Origin of the sequence: Saccharothrix coeruleofusca (genome assembly GCF_017876325.1) — a bacterium.
GTDB lineage: Bacteria > Actinomycetota > Actinomycetes > Mycobacteriales > Pseudonocardiaceae > Actinosynnema > Actinosynnema coeruleofuscum.
This window is the reverse complement of sequence record NZ_JAGINV010000001.1, coordinates 6,232,591-6,250,415: the sequence shown is the minus strand read 5'-3', so window position 1 is coordinate 6,250,415 and position 17,825 is coordinate 6,232,591. Positions and strand designations below refer to the sequence as shown.

19 protein-coding genes are annotated in these 17,825 nt (G+C 74.0%); 16 read left to right on the top strand and 3 right to left on the bottom strand.

The window, feature by feature from the left end; genetic code table 11:
* Positions 1-113: 113 nt before the first annotated feature.
* The 7 genes from JOF41_RS28465 to JOF41_RS28435 all read left to right on the top strand — a co-directional run bounded on the left by JOF41_RS28465 (position 114) and on the right by JOF41_RS28435 (position 4,680).
* Entirely contained in the window at positions 114-257 is a 144-nt protein-coding gene (locus JOF41_RS28465; RefSeq protein ID WP_209623142.1) for a hypothetical protein, read from the top strand.
* An 8-nt stretch (positions 258-265) separates the two neighbouring features.
* A complete protein-coding gene (locus JOF41_RS28460; RefSeq protein WP_209623140.1) occupies positions 266-1,078 on the top strand; it encodes a thioesterase family protein in 813 nt (270 codons plus the stop codon).
* 34 nt (positions 1,079-1,112) lie between these two features.
* Positions 1,113-1,925 (top strand): pyrroline-5-carboxylate reductase, encoded by an 813-nt coding sequence (gene proC / locus JOF41_RS28455; RefSeq protein WP_209623138.1) that lies wholly within the window; start codon positions 1,113-1,115, stop codon positions 1,923-1,925.
* A 120-nt stretch (positions 1,926-2,045) separates the two neighbouring features.
* Positions 2,046-2,258 carry a helix-turn-helix domain-containing protein gene (locus JOF41_RS28450; protein WP_189224025.1) on the top strand — a complete coding sequence of 71 codons (213 nt, stop codon included), beginning with the start codon at positions 2,046-2,048 and terminating at the stop codon, positions 2,256-2,258.
* Between the two features lie 123 nt (positions 2,259-2,381).
* Positions 2,382-2,483, top strand: a complete 102-nt coding sequence (locus tag JOF41_RS28445; protein ID WP_015105422.1) for a 30S ribosomal protein bS22 — start codon at positions 2,382-2,384, stop codon at positions 2,481-2,483.
* Between the two features lie 188 nt (positions 2,484-2,671).
* Positions 2,672-3,709 (top strand): NAD-dependent epimerase/dehydratase family protein, encoded by a 1,038-nt coding sequence (locus JOF41_RS28440; RefSeq protein ID WP_189224026.1) that lies wholly within the window; start codon positions 2,672-2,674, stop codon positions 3,707-3,709.
* Positions 3,710-3,726: 17 nt separating this feature from the next.
* Positions 3,727-4,680 (top strand): lysophospholipid acyltransferase family protein, encoded by a 954-nt coding sequence (locus tag JOF41_RS28435; RefSeq protein WP_307867552.1) that lies wholly within the window; start codon positions 3,727-3,729, stop codon positions 4,678-4,680.
* Between the two features lie 360 nt (positions 4,681-5,040).
* On the opposite strand, the gene JOF41_RS28430 is transcribed toward JOF41_RS28435, so the two are convergent.
* From JOF41_RS28430 to JOF41_RS28420, 3 genes are all read right to left on the bottom strand, one after another.
* On the bottom strand, positions 5,041-5,928 hold the full coding sequence (locus tag JOF41_RS28430) for an HAD family hydrolase (RefSeq protein WP_189224027.1): 888 nt from the start codon (positions 5,926-5,928) through the stop codon (positions 5,041-5,043).
* Positions 5,929-5,968: 40 nt separating this feature from the next.
* The gene (locus JOF41_RS28425; protein WP_209623136.1) at positions 5,969-7,096 is read right to left on the bottom strand and encodes a DUF5667 domain-containing protein; all 1,128 of its coding nucleotides are present in this window, start codon (positions 7,094-7,096) and stop codon (positions 5,969-5,971) included.
* A gap of 83 nt (positions 7,097-7,179) precedes the next feature.
* Positions 7,180-7,833: a sigma-70 family RNA polymerase sigma factor gene (locus tag JOF41_RS28420; protein ID WP_189224029.1), complete on the bottom strand. Its 654-nt coding sequence runs from the start codon at positions 7,831-7,833 to the stop codon at positions 7,180-7,182.
* A 170-nt stretch (positions 7,834-8,003) separates the two neighbouring features.
* Here JOF41_RS28420 and JOF41_RS28415 point away from each other — a divergent pair, with 170 nt between their 5' ends.
* The 9 genes from JOF41_RS28415 to JOF41_RS28375 all read left to right on the top strand — a co-directional run bounded on the left by JOF41_RS28415 (position 8,004) and on the right by JOF41_RS28375 (position 17,809).
* Entirely contained in the window at positions 8,004-9,473 is a 1,470-nt protein-coding gene (locus JOF41_RS28415; protein WP_189224030.1) for an AMP-binding protein, read from the top strand.
* A 154-nt stretch (positions 9,474-9,627) separates the two neighbouring features.
* Positions 9,628-9,864 carry a glutaredoxin family protein gene (locus JOF41_RS28410; protein WP_189224031.1) on the top strand — a complete coding sequence of 79 codons (237 nt, stop codon included), beginning with the start codon at positions 9,628-9,630 and terminating at the stop codon, positions 9,862-9,864.
* 56 nt (positions 9,865-9,920) lie between these two features.
* Entirely contained in the window at positions 9,921-11,414 is a 1,494-nt protein-coding gene (locus JOF41_RS28405) for a molybdopterin-dependent oxidoreductase (protein WP_209623134.1), read from the top strand.
* A 198-nt stretch (positions 11,415-11,612) separates the two neighbouring features.
* The gene (locus JOF41_RS28400) at positions 11,613-12,344 is read left to right on the top strand and encodes a redox-sensing transcriptional repressor Rex (protein ID WP_229795838.1); all 732 of its coding nucleotides are present in this window, start codon (positions 11,613-11,615) and stop codon (positions 12,342-12,344) included.
* 34 nt (positions 12,345-12,378) lie between these two features.
* Positions 12,379-13,716 (top strand): glutamyl-tRNA reductase, encoded by a 1,338-nt coding sequence (locus JOF41_RS28395; protein WP_189224034.1) that lies wholly within the window; start codon positions 12,379-12,381, stop codon positions 13,714-13,716.
* Entirely contained in the window at positions 13,713-14,654 is a 942-nt protein-coding gene (gene hemC, locus JOF41_RS28390; protein ID WP_189224035.1) for a hydroxymethylbilane synthase, read from the top strand. The genes JOF41_RS28395 and hemC overlap by 4 nt, the downstream gene beginning before the upstream one ends.
* A gap of 14 nt (positions 14,655-14,668) precedes the next feature.
* Positions 14,669-16,201: a bifunctional uroporphyrinogen-III C-methyltransferase/uroporphyrinogen-III synthase gene (locus tag JOF41_RS28385; RefSeq protein ID WP_189224036.1), complete on the top strand. Its 1,533-nt coding sequence runs from the start codon at positions 14,669-14,671 to the stop codon at positions 16,199-16,201.
* A 61-nt stretch (positions 16,202-16,262) separates the two neighbouring features.
* The gene (gene hemB, locus JOF41_RS28380; protein WP_189224037.1) at positions 16,263-17,240 is read left to right on the top strand and encodes a porphobilinogen synthase; all 978 of its coding nucleotides are present in this window, start codon (positions 16,263-16,265) and stop codon (positions 17,238-17,240) included.
* On the top strand, positions 17,237-17,809 hold the full coding sequence (locus JOF41_RS28375; protein ID WP_189224038.1) for a hypothetical protein: 573 nt from the start codon (positions 17,237-17,239) through the stop codon (positions 17,807-17,809). Before hemB ends, JOF41_RS28375 begins: the two co-directional genes overlap by 4 nt.
* The last annotated feature ends 16 nt before the right edge of the window (positions 17,810-17,825 follow it).

Genomic DNA, 17,825 nt, shown 5'->3' with positions numbered 1-17,825 from the left:
CACCGGACCCCTCTGGGACGGCAAGGAGTCGGAGACGGTTCGCCCGCCTTCCTCAACGCGCTCAAGGACTCCGCGCGGCCGGGGCCCGCGTAGGCGCGGGTAGGGTCGTTCCCGTGAACCCGTTGCGGACGCCGGTCCTCGCCGCCGCGGGCACCGACGCGACGCGCCGGGCGGGGATCGTCGGCGGACCGGTGCGCGCCCCCGAGCGCCCAGCCGACGTCGCGTCCTCCCCGCGTCCGCCGGTCCGCCGTTCCTGAGGAGCCCTGTGTCGTTCTCCCTCGCCAGTGCCGTGCGCCCGCTCGGTGATGGCACCTACACCGCCACCCTGCCCGCCGAGTGGACCGTCGGCCCCAAGCCGCACGGCGGCTTCCTGCTGGTGATCCTGGCCAGGGCCGCCGTGGACGGCGCCGCTCGGGCCATGCCCGGCGCCGAGGGCCTGGCCCCGCTGGCGGTCAGCGCCCAGTTCCTGCGCGCCCCGGAGGTGGGGCCGGTGCTGCTGCGCACCGAGGTGCGCAAGACCGGCCGCACGGCCACCGTGGTGGCCGCCTCGCTGGAGCAGCGCGGGCGCTGCTGCGTCGAAGCCTCGGTGACCGTGGGCCGGATGCCGTCCCAGGAGCCGCACTACGCGGACCTGCCCGACGTCCAGGCCGCGCCGCCCGCCGACGCGGTCGACCTGGCCTCGCTGCACTCGGACGGGGTCTACAAGCTGGGCGCGGTGTGCGACGTCCGGCTGGACCCGCGCGGCGCCGGGTTCCTCACCGGCCGGGTCGGCGACCCGCTGGAGCTGCGGCTGTGGGCCCGCCCGATCGGCGAGCGGCCGGACCCGTACTTCGCGCTGCTGGCCGGGGACCTCTCCATGCCGGTGACGATGAACCTGGGCCGGTTCGGGTGGTCGCCGACGGTGCAGCTGACCGCGCTGCTGCGGGCCGACCCGGCGCCGGGCTGGCTGCGGATGCGGGTCTCGGCCAGCGCGGTGCACGGGCAGTGGTTCGACGAGGACGCCACCGTCATCGACGCCGCGGGCAGGCTGGTCTGCCAGGCCCGCCAGCTCGCCCTCACCCCGGCCGCCCGCGGGTGATTCCCGGTTGCGGACCCGTGGCAGGCTTGGCCGCATGACGACCATCGCCGTGCTGGGGGCTGGCAGGATCGGTGAGGCGCTGCTGTCCGGCCTCCTCCAAGGGGGCCGCCCGGCGGCCGAGCTGGTGTTCACCGAGAAGCACCCGGAGCGCGCCGCCGCGCTGAGCGAGCGGTACGGCGTGCGGGGGCTGAGCGTCCCCGACGCCGCCGCGCGCGCCGACGTGCTGGTGGTCGCGGTCAAGCCGCAGGACATCGAGCCGCTGCTGGACGAGCTGGCGCCGGTGGTCGAGCCGAGCACCCTGGTGGTGTCGCTGTGCGCCGGGCTGCCCACGTCGCTGTTCGAGAAGCGGCTGCCCGAGGGCACCCCGGTGGTGCGGGTGATGCCGAACACGCCCATGCTGGTCGGCCAGGCCATGAGCGCGGTGTCCGCGGGCAGCCACGCGGGCCCCGAGCACCTGGACCTGGTGGAGGAGCTGCTGTCGCCGGTCGGCAAGGTGGCGCGCGTGCCCGAGTCGCAGCAGGACGCGGTGACCGCGCTGTCCGGCTCCGGCCCCGCCTACTTCTTCTACCTGGTCGAGGCGATGATCGACGCGGGCATCCTGCTGGGCATCCCGCGCGACCTGGCCGGGCAGCTGATCATCCAGTCCGCGGTGGGCGCGGCGGCCATGCTCGCCGAGGGCGGCCAGCACCCGGTGATCCTGCGCGAGGCGGTCACCTCGCCCGGCGGCACCACCATCATGGCCATCCGGGAGCTGGAGAAGCACGGCGTGCGCGCCGCGATGCTCGCCGCGATCGAGGCCGCGCGCGACCGTTCGGTGGAGCTCGGACGCGCCCATGAGGACCACTGATCCCGCTGTTGGCCGTCGCAGGAGTCCCACTGGTCCCGTTACCCTCGGAGCAGCACGTGCGTGTCGAACCGTCGGTGGGGAAGCCGACGGCACGACGCGTGTCGAAGGACGCGGTGGCTCATGCCTGCGGAGGAGAACGAACGCGCCGGACCGGCACAGGTGAAGTTCCTGACGGTGGCCGAAGTGGCGCTGATCATGCGCGTGTCGAAGATGACGGTGTACCGGCTGGTGCACTCCAAGGCGCTCGCCGCGGTGCGGGTGGGCAAGTCGTTCCGGGTGCCCGAGCGGGCGGTGCAGGAGTACCTGAACAACGCCTACTTCGACGCCGGGTGAGGGCGGGTCCGACCAGCCGGGTAAACTCATAGGCCGTTCGTGCCTGGGGTTGGCGTGCCCTCGTGACGGGTGTGCCGCCGGCGCATGGAGCAGCACCCACTGTCTAGTAGCTAAGGAACCCGCATGGGCTCGGTCATCAAGAAGCGCCGCAAGCGCATGTCGAAGAAGAAGCACCGCAAGCTGCTGCGCAAGACCCGCGTCCAGCGTCGCAAGCGCGGCAAGTAGCCCCTGCGGGGTTCTGACGGCGCGCACCGCCGGTCCTGTGCTGGACCGGCGGTGCTCTGCTTCACCCCGCCATCCGGGTGATTCCCCGGTGGAACGCCTGTGACCTGCGTCGGAGCCGCGTTCCCCGGCGATCGCGCACCCGGTGCGCTGGGTAGCATCCAACCGTCGCAGCACCCGCAGGGAGTCGCATGGCGCCGAAGGTCGTCCTCGTCACCGGTTGCAGCCGCTACCTCGGCGGCCACCTCGCCGCGCGGTTCGCCGCCAACCCCGATGTCGAGCGCGTGCTCGGGGTGGACACCGAACCGCCGTCGCGCGACCTGCGGCGCAGGATGGGCCGGGCCGAGTTCGTGCGCGCCGACATCCGCAACCCCCTCATCGCCAAGGTCATCGCCACCGCGGGCGTCGACACGGTCGTGCACGCCTCGGTGTCGGCCAACCCGGCGGGCCCGTCCGGCCGCACGGCGATGAAGGAGATGAACGTCATCGGCACGATGCAGCTGCTGGCCGCGTGCCAGAAGTCGCCGCACGTGCGCAAGCTGGTGGTCAAGTCCACCAGCGCGGTGTACGGCTCCAGCTCCCGCGACCCGGCGGTGTTCACCGAGGAGATGGGCCCCAAGGACCTGCCCTCCAGCGGCTACGCCAAGGACGCCGTGGAGGTCGAGGGCTACCTGCGCGGCTTCTGCCGCCGCCGCCCGGACGTGTCGGTCACCACGCTGCGGTTCACCAACTTCATCGGCCCGCGCATCGACAGCGTGCTGACCAGGTACTTCGCCCTGCCGGTGGTGCCGACCGTGCTCGGCTACGACGCCCGCGTGCAGCTGCTGCACTCCGAGGACGCGCTGGCCGTGCTGGAGCGGGCCACCATGCACGACCTGCCCGGCGTGTTCAACGTGGGCGCGGACGGCGTGCTGCTGCTGTCCCAGGCCATCCGCCGCGCGGGCAAGCTGCCGCTGCCGGTGCCCAGCGGCGCGGTGCCGGGAGTGGGCAGGCTGTTCCGCAGCGCCCGCCTGGTGGACTTCTCGCCCGACCAGATGCGGTTCCTCAACTGGGGCCGGGTGGTCGACACGACCAGGCTCAAGCGCGACTTCGGCTTCACCCCCCGGTGGACCACCCAGCAGGCGTTCGACGACTACGTGAGCGGGCGCGGGATGCGCCCGGTCATCGACCCCGAGCTGGTGACCTCGGTCGAGCGCGGCGTGCTCGACCTGGCCGCCCGGCTCCGCTGATCCCCGAGGAGGCGCACGTGGCGGAAGCGCGGGTCATCCCGCTGCACGGCCCGGACGGGGAGCGGTCGCGCCCCCGGCCGCGGGCCGTTCCGGACCCCGAGCCTGGGTCCGAGTCCGGGGCACCCGCCGCCGAGTGGGAGCGCAGGCTGGCCGACCTGCTGGCGTTCGTGCGCAGGCGCATCGAGGGCGACTACCAGGTCGACGAGTTCGGCTTCGACCCGGACCTGACCGACCACGTGATCATGCCGCCGCTGCGCCCGCTGTACGAGAAGTGGTTCCGGGTGGAGACCATCGGCCTGCACCACGTGCCCGCCGAGGGCGGCGCGCTGATCGTGGCCAACCACTCCGGCACGCTGCCGCTGGACTCGGTGATGACCGCCTACGCGGTGCGCGCCGAGCACCCGGCGCACCGGCACCTGCGGATGCTGGGCGCGGACCTGGTGTTCCGCACCCCCGTGCTGGGCGCGCTGGCCCGCAAGTCCGGGCAGACCCTGGCGTGCAACCCCGACGCCGAGCGGCTGCTGCGCTCCGGCGAGCTGGTCGGCGTGTGGCCGGAGGGGTTCAAGGGCATCGGCAAGCCGTTCAAGGACCGCTACAAGCTCCAGCGGTTCGGCCGGGGCGGGTTCGTCTCCGCCGCGCTGAACACCGGCGTTCCGATCATCCCCTGCTCGATCGTGGGCGCGGAGGAGATCTACCCCAAGATCGGCGACCTCAAGGCGCTGGCCAGGCTGTTCGGCTTCCCCTACTTCCCGATCACGCCGCTGTTCCCGTGGCTGGGGCCGCTGGGGGCCATCCCGCTGCCGTCGAAGTGGTACATCGAGTTCGGCGAGCCGATCACCACCGACGGCTACGGCGAGCACGCCGCCGACGACCCCATGCTGGTGTTCAACCTGACCGACCAGGTGCGCGAGACCATCCAGCAGACCCTCTACCGCCTGCTCATCCAACGCCGCAACGTCTTCCTCGGCTGACCCCCACCCCTCCTCCGCGAGTCGAACGCTCAGGACCCCTGAGTTCGTCGTTGAGGGTGGAAGAGCGTGCGCTCGCCGCGCGGCAGGTCGCCAAGGACGGCGCTCGCGCGCGCCCCGTCTCTGGTGCGTGGGCAAGTACTACCCGGCGGGGTTGTGAGGGCCGGTAAGTACCGCCCGAGGTGGGTGAGAGCGCGGGCCAAGGCGCGAAAGTGCAGGTCGGGGTGCGTGAACGCTCGGTTCGTGGTGTCGGAACGCGCGACACGCCCAACACGCCCATGAGTGGGTGACGCCGGGAGCGGGCGTGGCTGTTCTGAGCGTTGAACTCGGGGGTGCTGAGCGTTCGACTCGCGGAAGAGAGGGTCAGCCGAGCCAGCGCTTGCGCCAGGAGAGGCCGAGGGCCACCGCGCCCGCCAGGGCGCCCGCGCCCAGCACCGAGGGCACGCCGATGCGGGCGGCCTTGCGGCCGGTGCGGAAGTCGCGGATCTCCCAGCCGCGCTTGCGGGCGGTCTCGCGCAGGCCGGAGTCCGGGTTGACCGCGACCGCCGTGCCGACCACCGACAGCATCGGCACGTCGTTGACCGAGTCCGAGTAGGCGGTGCAGCGCCGCAGGTCCAGGCCCTCCTTGGCGGCCAGCGCGCGGACCGCGTGCGCCTTGGCCCTGCCGTGCAGCAGGTCACCGACCAGCCTGCCGGTGTAGATGCCGTTCTCGCTCTCCGACACGGTGCCCAGCGCGCCGGTCAGGCCGAGCCGCCGGGCGATGATCGAGGCCAGCTCCACCGGGGTGGCGGTGACCAGCCACACCCGCTGCCCGGCGTCGAGGTGCATCTGGGCCAGCGCCTGGGTGCCCGCCCAGATCTTGTCCGCCATCAGCTCGTCGTAGATCTCCTCACCGAGGTTGATCAGCTCGGCCACGCTGCGGCCCGCCACGAACGACAGCGCCTGCTCGCGGCTGGCCTTGACGCTCTGCGGGTCCTCCCGGCCGCCGACCCGGAACTTGATCTGCTGCCAGGCGAAGCCCGCCAGGTCGGAGTTGCGGAAGTACTTGCGCGCGGCCAGGCCGCGGGCGAAGTGGAAGATCGACGCGCCCATCATCATGGTGTTGTCCACGTCGAAGAACGCGGCCGCGGTGAGGTCGGACGGCACCGACAGCGGGGACGTGGCCAACGCGGCGCGGGCCGAGGCCTCACCTGCCAGTTCGGCGAGCCGTTCCCGCTCGGCCGAGCTCTCCACCACACGCCTTGCCGCCACGCCAGCGCCTCCCGCCAGTCCGATGGGACCAGGGTAGCGATCAGCCGCCGAGCCGGAGGCCGGGCAGTCCGGGCAGGGGCAGCGGGAGCGGCAGCTGCGGTTGCTGCGTGCTCGGTTGCGGCAGCAGCGAGGTGATCGGGGGCAGGGGCAGCGGCAGCGTCGGCAGGCCCGGCGCGGTGCCGGTGGGCGCGGGCTGAGGGTGGGTGGGCTGCGGCTGGGTGGGGACGGGGGCTGGGTTCGGGGTGGGCTGGGGCGCCGCGGTCGTGGCGGGCGGGGGCTGCTGGGTGGTCGGCGCGGTCGTGGTCAGCTCGGTCACCGAGCCGGTCGGGCCGGGCTGCGGCGAGGTGCACTCGCCGGTGGCGGGCAGGGGGCCGATGTCGTCGGACTGCCCGGAGGTGATCGCGGTGCAGCCCGAGCGGGCCCGCAGGTCGGTGGCGCGCCGCTCGATCCGGTCGAGCAGCTCCAGCGAACCCCCGGCGCGCTCGGCGGCCTGGGCGGGCAGGTCGTCGCGCAGGTCGGTGAGCCGGGCGCGCTGCGCGCCCGCCCAGTCCACCAGCGACGTCAGCGCGCGCTGGTCGGAGTTCACGCCGAACGCGGTCAGGGCGCGCGAGCCCGCCGCGGCGTCGGCGTCGTGGTCGGCCAGCGCGGTCAGGTAGCCGCTGACGGGGCCGCCGTCGGAACCCCGGTGGCGGTGCGCCAGCGTCTCCAGCTCGGTGAGCCGGGCCGCGGCGAACTCCAGCCGCTTGAAGCCCTTGGACTCCTCGCCGAAGGTGAGGCCGAGGCTGGCGTCCTCGGCGGTGCGCTTGACGCCGTACAGCGCGTCGCCGGGCAGCGCGTCCCTGCTCAGCAGCAGGCTCATGCCCGCGAGGGAGAACACCAGGCACAGCGCGGCGGCCAGCGCCACCACCAACCGGCCGCGCGCCCCGCCGCGGCGCGAGTCGGGCTCGCCGACCGGGGCGGCCCGCGCGCCGAGCACGCGCTCGCGCATCCGCGCCCTGGTGGCGTCGTCCGGGCCGCTGGTGCGGGCGGCTTCCCGCAGCAGCGCCACGACGGCCAGCTCGTCGGCGAAGCGGGGGTCCGGGTCGTTCGCGGGCAGCGCGTCCACGGCGCGGGCGAACTGCTCGCGCTGCCTGTGGCGCCCTAGTGGCGTGATCCCTCTGCCCACCATTTCCGCACCGTCTCGAAACGGACCTCACCCGGAGCAACGAACCGGTGCGCTCCGGGTTACGCGGGTGGGCGGTGCGACGGCGGTCACCGCAGCCAGGGCGGCAGCAGTTGGGCCAACCGGCGCACCGCCCTGTGCTGCAGGGCCTTGATCGCGCCCTCGTTGCGCCCCATCTTCGCGGCGGTCTCCGCCACGGACAAGCCCTGGATGAAGCGCAGCGTGATGCACTCGCGCTGGTCATCGCCCAGTTGGCGGACGCAGCGCAGCAGTTCCTCGTTGGTGGCGTGGGTCAGCACCTCCTGCTCCGGCCCGCTGGTGACCTCGCGGTTGTCGGCCGGTTCGGCGGTGGTGACCTCCAGCCGGTAGCGGCTGGACTTCACGTGGTCCAGGACGATGTTGCGGGCGATGGTGACGAACCACGCGCCCACGTCGCGGCCCTGGTAGCTGATGGAGCCGATGCCGCGCAGCGCGCGGAGGAAGGTCTCGCTGGTGACGTCCTCGGCCAGGGTGCGGTCGCCCACGCGGAACAGCACGTACCGGTAGACGACGTCGACGTACTTGTCGTACAGCGCGCCGAACGCGTCCGTGTCGCCCTCCTGGGCGGCACGGACCAGGTCCCACGGCTCGTCCGCCGCGTCGTTGCCCACGTTGCCGATCGTGCTCGAACGCCCTCCGGTGCTCCACACCCCGCGGAGGCCCCGACGGGGTCGGGTGGTGCTCTCTCGTGCCCTGTCGGTCATCGGCCTGCGGCACCTCCACAGAGTCGACGTCCAGGCAGCATACGTGTTGTTACTCCGTAGTAGGTAGCGGCATCCGGCCGCCTGCCGACCGGGCTTTCGGACGCACTGCCCGACGCCGTCCGCGCGTGACAGACTGCGCGGGAGTACGCCGGGTCAGCCAGGAGGTCGCCTTGCCCTCTCCCGCACGCAACGTCGCCGACCTGGTGCGCGCCTCCGCGCACCGGGGACCTCAGCACGTCGCGCTGGTGGACGTCGCCACACGGACGAGCTTCACCTGGTCGGAGCTGGACGCGGCGGCGGACGCCGAGGCGCGCAGGCTGACCGCGGCGGGCCTGCGCCCCGGCGACCGGGTCGTGGTGCGGCTGCCCACCGGCCCGGAGTTCTGCGCGGCCGTGTTCGGCGTGCTGCGCGCGGGCGGCGTGCTGGTGCCCGCCGGGCCCGGTCAGCCCGAGCGGGAACTGGGGCGGCTGCTGGCCGACAGCGGCGCGCGGCTGCTCGTCGGCGACGGTGGCGGTGCGGATGTCGACACGCTGCCCGCCCCGGCGTTGGCTCCCGGTGAGGCGGGCGGGGAGCCGTTCGAGGCGGTCACCGGGGGTGAGGACCTGGCCGTGCTCAGCTACACCTCCGGCACCTCGGGCGTCCCGCGCGGGGTGATGCTGTCGCACCGGGCCCTGCTGGCCAACGTGGCCCAGTGCGCGGCGCTGCGCCCCGCGCCGGTCACGGCGGGCGACCGGGTGCTGCTGGCGCTGCCGCTGTTCCACGTCTACGGGCTGGGGCCGGGCCTGTTCCAGGTGGCGGGCGCGGGCGCGACGGCGGTGCTGCTGGAGCGCTTCGACCCGGACGCGGCGCTGGACGCCGTCCGCGAGCACCGGGTGACCGCGCTGGCGGGCGTGCCGCCGATGTACCGGGCGCTGCTGACCCGGCCGATCGAGAAGCTGCGCGAGGACCTGGCCACGGTGCGCCTGTTCACCTCGGGCGCGGCCCCGCTGCCCGCCGCAGTGCAGGCCGCCGTGCGGCAGGCCGTCGGCCTGCCCGTGTACGAGGGGTACGGCCTCACCGAGACCGGTCCGGTGCTGACCTCGACGCTGGTCGGCGGCCTGCCCAAGCCGGGGTCGGTGGGCCGCCCGCTGCCCGGCGTGCGGGTGCGCCTGGTGGACAGCGACGGCAGGCCGCTGGACGTGGACGAGGACGAGCCGGGCACCGGCCTGGTGGCGGCCAAGGGCGACAACCTGTTCAGCGGCTACTGGCCGGACGGGGCGCACGGCCCCGACGCGGACGGCTGGTTCCGCACCGGTGACGTGGGCTACCTCGACGAGGACGGCGACCTGCACCTGGTGGACCGGGCGGGGGACCTGATCATCGTCAACGGCTTCAACGTCTACCCGCACGAGGTGGAGCGGGTGGTGGGGGAGCTGGACGGGGTCGCCGAGGTCGCGGCGGTGGGCGTGCCGGACGAGCGGACCGGCGAGGCGGTGAAGGTCGTGCTGGTGCTGGAGGAGGGCGCGGAGCTGACCGAGGAGCGGGTGCGGGAGCACTGCGCCCAGCGGCTGGCGAAGTTCAAGGTGCCCGCGGTGGTCGAGTTCGCGCAGGTCCTGCCGCACTCGCCGACCGGCAAGCTGGCCCGTGCCCTCCTGCGCTGACCCCGCGCCTGCAAGTACTACCCGACCCCCCTGTGGACGCCGGTAACTACTACCCGCCCGGTGACAGCCGCCGACCCCAGTCGGGGCGGGTAGTAGTCATGCGCTCGGAAGTGGGCCACGGGTAGTACTTGCCGGTGCGGTTTAGGGTGGTGGGGTGAGTCACCGCGTCACTCTCATCACCAGGGTCGACTGCCACGCGTGCGAGCGGGCCGCGGCCGACCTGGAGCGCATCTGCGGCGAGCTGGGGGTGCCCTGGGAGACCCAGGACGTCGACTCGGACCGGGAGCTGCGGGCCGAGTACGGCGACCGGGTGCCGGTGATCCTGGTGGACGGCGAGGAGCACGGCTACTGGTCGGTCGAGGAGGACCGGCTGCGCGCCGCCCTGGCCTGATTACCAGGTGCTTACGGTTCGGTCCGCCGAACCCGATCGGGTGTGGAATCGGGGGCATGAACCGCTGGACCGCCGCCCTCGTCGGACTGCTCGGCCTGGCCGCCGCCCTCGCGGCCGGTCACCTGGTGGCGGCTCTCGTCGGCCCGTCCGCCTCGCCGTACCTGGCGGTGGGCGACGCCGCGATCGACCTCACGCCGCAGGCGGTGAAGGACTTCGCGATCAGCGCCTTCGGCACCCACGACAAGCTGGTGCTGCTGCTGGGCATGGCGGTGGTCCTGGCCGCGTCGGCGGCCGCCGCCGGGCTGCTGTCGCGCCGCAGCCCCCTGCCGGGCACGGTGGTCGCGGTGGTGCTGGGCGCGCTCGGCGTCGTGGCCGTCCTCAGCCGCCCCGACCTGGGGCAACTGGGTGTCCTGGCACCGGCCGCGAGCCTGCTGGTCGGCGTGTTCGCCTTCCGCCTGCTGCACGGCCTGGCCACGCGCGGGAGCACACCGCCCGACGACGCCCGGCGCGGGTTCCTGATCACCGCCGGCGCCGCCGCGGCGGCCGGGGTGGCGGGCCAACTCGTGGGCGGCCGGGTGGACGTGGAGGCGTCCCGCCGCGCCGTGGGCGAGCTGACCCCCGCCCGACCGGCCCCCGCCATCCCGGCGGGCGCGGACTTCGCCGCCGACGGCACCCCGACGTTCATCACCCCGAACGCCGACTTCTACCGCATCGACACCGCGCTGAGCGTGCCCCGGCTGCGCGCCGAGGACTGGTCGCTGAGGGTGCACGGCATGGTCGAGCGGGAGCTCCGGCTGAGCTACCGGGACCTGCGCGAACGGGACCTGGTCGAGCGCACCGTCACCATGACCTGCGTCTCCAACGAGGTCGGCGGCCCCTACGTCTCCACGGCGGACTTCGTCGGCGTGCCGCTGCGCGACGTGCTGCTGGAGGCGGGTGTGCGGCCCGGCGCCGACCAGCTGCTGTCCACCAGCTCCGACGGCTGGACCGCGGGCACCCCGGTGGACGTGGTGCTGGAGCCGGACCGGGGCGCGCTGATCGCGCTGGGCATGAACGGCGAGCCGCTGCCGGTGGAGCACGGCTTCCCGGCCCGCCTGGTCGTCCCCGGCCTCTACGGCTACGTCTCGGCCACCAAGTGGGTGGTGGACCTGGAGCTGACCACGTTCGCCGCCAGGCGCGCCTACTGGCTGGAGCGCGGCTGGGCGGAGCGGGCCCCGGTCAAGACCATGTCCCGGATCGACAGCCCGCGCCACCGGTCGACCGTCGGGGCCAGGCCGGTGGTGGCCGGGGTGGCGTGGGCGCAGCCGCACGGGGTGGCCGGGGTGGAGGTCCGCGCGGACGGTGGCCCGTGGCGGGTCGCGGAGCTGTCCGCCGAGGTCAGCGGGTCGACGTGGCGGATGTGGCGGGTCGAGCTGGACCTGCCGCCGGGCGGCCACACCGTCGAGGTGCGGGCCACCGACCGCGCCGGGCGCACGCAGCCGCAGGCCCGGCTGGCGCCCGTGCCGGACGGGGCGACCGGGTGGCACTCGGTGTTCTTCACGGTGGCGTGAACCCGCCGCGTGGCGGGATTCACCCGAAGGTGAGTTCCGTCCCACTGGAGCGCCCCGGTGGAATTCCGCCGACTTTGTGCAAGCGTTCACAAGCGGTACGGTGGGCGCATCACTCCGCTGGTGGCGGCACCCGGCGGTCAAGTGCGGCGAACGTCGAGGAGTACCAGCGTGGCGGCTCAGCGGGGCGAGGGTGACGCGGTGGTGGCCACTCCCAGGAACCCCGCGGACGCGGAGGTCCGGGAGCGCGCCCGCGCCATCCCCGAGGCGGCGGTCGCCCGGCTCGCGGTCTACCTGCGCGTGCTGTCGGGCATGGTCGACCAGGGCGTGACCACCATCTCCAGCGAGGAGCTCTCCAGCGCCGCCGGGGTCAACTCGGCCAAGCTGCGCAAGGACCTGTCCTACATCGGCTCGTACGGCACCAGGGGCGTCGGCTACGACGTCGAGGTGCTCGTGAGCCACATCGAGCGCATCCTCGGGCTCACCCGCAAGCACAGCGTCGCGGTGGTCGGGATCGGTAATCTTGGTCACGCGCTGGCCAACTACGGCGGCTTCCCCAGCCGGGGTTTCCCGGTCGCCGCGCTGTTCGACATCGACCCCGACCTCACCGGAGTGCCGGTAGGCGGCATACCCGTCAACCACATCGACGACATCGCGACCGTCTGCGCCGAGCGCGAGGTCTCCATCGGCGTCATCGCCACGCCCCCGCAGGCGGCGCAGGCCGTCTGCGACCGTTTGGTATCCGCCGGAGTCCAGTGCATCCTGAACTTCGCACCCGTCGTCCTCCAGGTCCCGGACAACGTCGAGGTGCGCAAGGTCGACCTGGCGGTCGAGATGCAGATCCTGTCGTTCCACGTCGCGCGACGGGCTGACGAGGCCGCCGGGGAAGTGGTCAACGGAGTCGGCGTGGACGGGGTGGTGATTCGCCCGTGATCGTGCGGGTAGTGGAGTGGGGCGTGGTGCCGGCATGAGCCTGCTCGCCGTCGGTCTGTCCCACCGCACCACACCGGTCCCCGTGCTGGAGCGCGCCGCCGTCGCCGAGGCCGACCTCGGCAAGGTGCTCGACCAGCTGCTGTCCGCCCCGAGCGTCTCCGAGGCCGTGCTGCTGTCGACCTGCAACCGGGTCGAGGTCTACGCCGTCGTCGAGACCTTCCACGGCGGTGTCAACGAAGTCGTCGAGGTGCTCGCGCGCCAGGCGGGCGCGGAGCCCGCCGAGCTGCACGAGCACCTGTACGTGCACTACGCCGCCGCCGCGGTCGAGCACCTGTTCTCCGTCGCGGGCGGGCTGGACTCGATGGTGGTCGGCGAGGCGCAGATCCTCGGCCAGCTGCGGTCGGCCTACGCCGCCGCGGACGCCGCCGGCGTGGTCGGCCGCACCCTGCACGAGCTGGTCCAGCAGGCGCTGCGGGTCGGCAAGCGGGTGCACACCGACACCGGCATCGACCACGCGGGCGCGTCGGTGGTGTCCGAGGCGCTGGCCGACGCCGAGCGCGCCCTCGGCGGCCTGACCGGCCGCCGCGCGCTGGTCGTCGGCGCGGGCTCGATGGGCGGGCTGGCCGTGGCGCACCTGCGCCGCGCGGGCATCGGCGAGGTGGTGATCGCCAACCGCACCGCGAGCAACGGCGCCCGGCTGGCCGCCGCGCTGCGCGCCGACGGCGTGCCCGCCCGGTCGGTGGGCCTGGACGTGCTGGCCGACGAGGTCGAGCGCGCGGACGTGCTGTTCGCGTGCACCGGCTCGGTGGACACCGTGGTCGGCGCGGAGCTGATCGGCGACCGCGCCCCGGACCGCCCGCTGGTGGTCTGCGACCTGGGCCTGCCCAAGGACGTGGACCCGGCCGCCGCGCTGCTCGCGGGCGTGCGCGTGGTGGACCTGGAGACCCTGCAGCGCAGGCTGTCCGACGCCCCCACCGGGCAGGACGCCGCGCGCGCGGCGGAGATCGTGGCTGAGGAGGTGCGCGGCTACCTGGCCGGGCAGCGCTCGGCCGAGGTCACCCCGACCGTCACCGCGCTGCGCAAGCGCGCCGCCGAGGTGGTGGACACCGAGCTGCTGCGGCTGGACTCGCGGCTGCCCGAGCTGGACGCCGCGGTGCGCGACGAGCTGGCCAACACCGTGCGGCGGGTGGTGGACAAGCTGCTGCACACGCCGACCGTGCGGGTCAAGCAGCTGGCCGCCGCGCCGGGCGGCGCGGGCTACGCCGAGGCGCTGCGCGAGCTGTTCGGCCTCGACCCGCAGGCGCCCACCGCCGTGAGCGCGCCCGCCACCGGCATTCCCCCTCTGACTCAACCCGAAGGTGACAAGCGGTGAACCGCACCCTCAGGATCGGCACCCGCGGCAGCGCGCTGGCGCTGACGCAGACCGGTCACGTGGCCGACGCGCTGCGCGCGGCGGGCGCCGAAGTGGAGATCGTCACGATCGCCACGCCCGGCGACCGCTCGCACGCGCCCATCGCCGAGATCGGGATCGGGGTGTTCACCTCCGCCCTGCGCGACGCGCTGGCAGGCGGCGAGGTGGACGTCGCCGTCCACTCCTACAAGGACCTGCCCACCGCCCCGGACCCGCGGCTGTCGCTGGCCGCGGTGCCGCCGAGGGAGGACCCGCGAGACGCGCTGATCGCCCGCGACGGGCTGACCCTGGGCGAGCTGCCGCCGGGCTCGCGGGTGGGCACCGGCGCGCCGCGCCGGGTGGCGCAGCTGGCGGCGCTCGGGCTGGGCATCGAGCTGGTGCCGCTGCGCGGCAACGTGGACTCCCGCATCCGCAAGGTCCGCGACGGCGAGCTGGACGCGGTGGTGCTGGCCCGCGCGGGCATCGCCCGGCTGGGTCGCACCGAGGAGATCACCGAGACCCTGGACCCGATCCAGATGCTCCCCGCGCCCGCGCAGGGCGCCTTGGCGGTGGAGTGCCGGGTCGACGACGTCGACACCGAGCACCTGCTGCAGTCCGTTCTTGACGACTCGGCCAGTCGGGCCGCGGTAGCCGCCGAGCGCGCCATGCTGGCCGCGCTGGAAGCGGGCTGCAGCGCGCCGGTCGGCGCACTGGCCGATGTGGTGGAAGACCTCGACGACGACGGCGCGGTCGTGCTGCGCCTGTCCCTGCGCGGGGTCATGGCGACGGAGGACGGCGACCTCCTCCGGGCGTCCGCCACCGGTGACTTGACCGCAGCAGAGGAACTCGGCCGCGCGCTGGCCGCCGAGTTGCTCGACCTCTCCGGCCTCGCCCCCGCGCGGTCGGAGGGGCGTAGTTGATGGGGAGTGCCCTGATGACCCGCGTGCGCAAGACCCCCGGCCGCGTCGCCTTCGTGGGCTCCGGCCCCGGTGACACCGGGCTTCTCACGGTCCGGGCTCGCGACCTGCTCGCCAAGGCGGAGCTGGTGGTGACCGACCCGGACGTACCGGCCGAGGTGGTGGCGCTGGTACCCGAAGGGGTCGAGGTGCGCCCCGCTGTCGGCGACCCGGCCGACGTGGCGAAGGACCTGGTGGCCGAGGCCAAGAACGGGGCCGCCGTGGTCCGGCTGGTCGCGGGCGACCCGCTGACCCTGGACTCGGTGGTCAAGGAGGCCCACGCGGTCTCGCGCACCACGATCGCCTTCGACGTGGTGCCCGGCGTGCCCGCGGGCACCGCGGTGCCCGCCTACGCGGGCGTGGCGCTGGGCGCCGTGCACACCGAGGCCGACGTGCGCGGCGCGGTGGACTGGGCGGCGCTGGCCGCCGCGCCGGGCACCCTGGTGCTGCACGCCACCGGCGGCCACCTCGCCGAGGCGGCCTCGTCGCTGGTGGAGCACGGCCTGGCCCCGCAGACGCCGGTCGCGGTGACCGCCGACGGCACCGGCTTCGGCCAGCGCACCGTGGACACCACGCTGGCCTCGCTGGCGCAGGACGCGGGCGAGCTGGGCGGCCCGCTGGTGGTCACCGTCGGCAGCGCCGTCGCGGGCCGGACCAAGCTGTCCTGGTGGGAGTCGCGCGCCCTGTACGGCTGGCGCGTGCTGGTGCCGCGCACCAAGGAGCAGGCGGGCGCGATGAGCGACCGGCTGCACTCGCACGGCGCGATCCCGGTGGAGGTGCCGACCATCTCGGTCGAGCCGCCGCGCAGCCCGGCGCAGATGGAGCGCTCGGTCAAGGGCCTGGTCGACGGCCGCTACCAGTGGGTGGTGTTCACCTCCACCAACGCGGTGCGCGCGGTGTGGGAGAAGTTCCGCGAGTTCGGCCTGGACGCGCGGGCGTTCTCCGGGGTGAAGATCGCCTGCGTCGGCGAGTCGACCGCGGCGAAGGTGCGCGGCTTCGGCATCATCCCGGAGCTGGTGCCCAGCGGCGAGCAGTCCAGCGAGGGCCTGCTGGCCGACTTCCCGCCCTACGACGACATCCTCGACCCGGTGGACCGGGTGCTGCTGCCCCGCGCCGACATCGCCACCGAGACCCTGGCGGCGGGCCTGCGCGAGCGCGGCTGGGAGATCGACGACGTGACCGCCTACCGGACCGTGCGGGCGGCCCCGCCGCCCGCCGACACCCGCGAGATGATCAAGTCGGGCGGGTTCGACGCGGTGTGCTTCACCTCCTCGTCCACCGTGCGCAACCTGGTCGGCATCGCGGGCAAGCCGCACGCCCGGACCCTGGTCGCCTGCATCGGCCCGCAGACCGCGGAGACCGCGCGGGAGTTCGGCCTGCGGGTGGACGTGCAGCCCGAGGACGCCAACGTGCCCGCGCTGGTGGACGCGCTGGCGCAGCACGCGGCGAGGCTGCGCGCGGAGGGCGCGCTGCCGCCTCCCCGCAAGACCAAGCGCCTGCGGCGTTCCTGAGTCGAAAGCCCAGGTCGGGACCACCTCGCGTGGTCCCGACCACGTCAGGGAGTGCATCACCGTGTTTCCCGCCCACCGGCCCCGCCGACTGCGCACCACCCCCGCGATGCGGCGGCTGGTCAGCGAGACCGAGGTCCGGCCGCGCCAGCTCGTGCTGCCGATGTTCGTCAAGGAAGGCGCGTCGTCGCCGGTCGGGATCAAGTCCATGCCGGGCGTGGTCCAGCACACCCGCGACTCGCTGCGCGCGGCCGCCGTCGAGGCGGTGCAGGCGGGCGTGGGCGGCATCATGCTGTTCGGCGTCCCGGCCGAGCGCGACGCCGTGGGCTCCGGGGCCACCGACCCCAAGGGCGTGCTCAACGCCGCGCTGGCCGACCTGCGCGCCGAGCTGGGCGACAGCACCGTGCTGATGGCCGACACCTGCCTGGACGAGTTCACCGACCACGGCCACTGCGGGCTGCTGGCCGCCGACGGCACCGTGGACAACGACGCCACGCTGGAGGTCTACGGCGAGATGGCGGTGGCCCAGGCGCAGGCGGGCGCGCACGTGCTGGGCCCCAGCGGGATGATGGACGGTCAGATCGGGTTCATCCGCGCGGCGCTGGACGAGGCCGGGTTCACCGACACCGGCCTGCTCGCCTACAGCGCCAAGTACGCCAGCGCGCTCTACGGCCCGTTCCGGGAGGCGGTGGAGTCGCAGCTGCAGGGCGACCGCAAGACCTACCAGCAGGACCCGGCCAACGCCCGCGAGGCGCTGCGGGAGGTCCAGCAGGACCTCGCCGAGGGCGCGGACATGGTCATGGTCAAGCCCGCCCTGCCCTACCTGGACGTGCTGCGGGCGGTGGCCGAGATCTCCGACGTGCCGGTGGCCGCCTACCAGATCTCCGGCGAGTACGCGATGGTCGAAGCCGCCGCGGCCAACGGCTGGATCGAGCGCGAGCGCACCATCCTGGAGACGCTGACCTCGATCCGCCGGGCGGGCGCGGACATCGTGCTCACCTACTGGGCGGTCGAGGCCGCGGCGTGGCTGGACCGGGGATGACCCGGCCCACCCGGTCCGGCCCCGGACAGCCGGGGTTCGGACAGCCGAAGCAGCCCCAGCCCGCACCGCCCCGCTGGGTCGACCTGTCCCGGTGGCTGTGGATCACCAGCGCGCTGGTGGGCGCCGCCCGGTTCCTGGTGGAGCTGGCCGACCGGGGCAGGCTGATCGACGAGCTGCGCAGGCAGCAGCCCGGCCTCGGCCAGGACGAGCTGGACGCCGCCGCCACCGGCGGGGTGACCTTCGGCGTGCTGCTGGGCGTCACGATGGTGCTGCTCTACGCGCTGCTGGCGAACCGGATGGCGGGCGGGCGCAACTGGGCGCGGGTGGTGCTGACCGTGCTCGGCGGCGCGGGCATCCTGTTCGGGGTGTTCCGGCTGATCGTCGTCGCCTCCGGGGTCGGGGCGATGTTCGGCCTGGTCGTCAGCCCGGTGGAGGTGCTGTTCGGGATCGCCACGATGCTGCTGGACGCGGTGGCGCTGACCCTGATGTACCTGCCGTCGGTGGCCGGGCACTTCCGCGCGCGGCGATCCGTCAGCGGTCCACCACCACGGGTAGCTAACGGATTGTGATTTCCGGTCGACTGCG

Excerpts from the sequence above, each read along its gene's own strand:
- proC (WP_209623138.1), top strand. The coding sequence starts at position 1,113 with ATGACGACCATCGCCGTGCTGGGGGCTGGCAGGATCGGTGAGGCGCTG.
- JOF41_RS28450 (WP_189224025.1), top strand. The coding sequence starts at position 2,046 with ATGCCTGCGGAGGAGAACGAACGCGCCGGACCGGCACAGGTGAAGTTC.
- JOF41_RS28445 (WP_015105422.1), top strand. The coding sequence starts at position 2,382 with ATGGGCTCGGTCATCAAGAAGCGCCGCAAGCGCATGTCGAAGAAGAAG.
- JOF41_RS28440 (WP_189224026.1), top strand. The coding sequence starts at position 2,672 with ATGGCGCCGAAGGTCGTCCTCGTCACCGGTTGCAGCCGCTACCTCGGC.
- JOF41_RS28425 (WP_209623136.1), bottom strand. The coding sequence starts at position 7,096 with ATGGTGGGCAGAGGGATCACGCCACTAGGGCGCCACAGGCAGCGCGAG.
- JOF41_RS28420 (WP_189224029.1), bottom strand. The coding sequence starts at position 7,833 with ATGACCGACAGGGCACGAGAGAGCACCACCCGACCCCGTCGGGGCCTC.
- JOF41_RS28405 (WP_209623134.1), top strand. The coding sequence starts at position 9,921 with ATGAACCGCTGGACCGCCGCCCTCGTCGGACTGCTCGGCCTGGCCGCC.
- JOF41_RS28395 (WP_189224034.1), top strand. The coding sequence starts at position 12,379 with ATGAGCCTGCTCGCCGTCGGTCTGTCCCACCGCACCACACCGGTCCCC.
- JOF41_RS28385 (WP_189224036.1), top strand. The coding sequence starts at position 14,669 with ATGACCCGCGTGCGCAAGACCCCCGGCCGCGTCGCCTTCGTGGGCTCC.
- JOF41_RS28375 (WP_189224038.1), top strand. The coding sequence starts at position 17,237 with ATGACCCGGCCCACCCGGTCCGGCCCCGGACAGCCGGGGTTCGGACAG.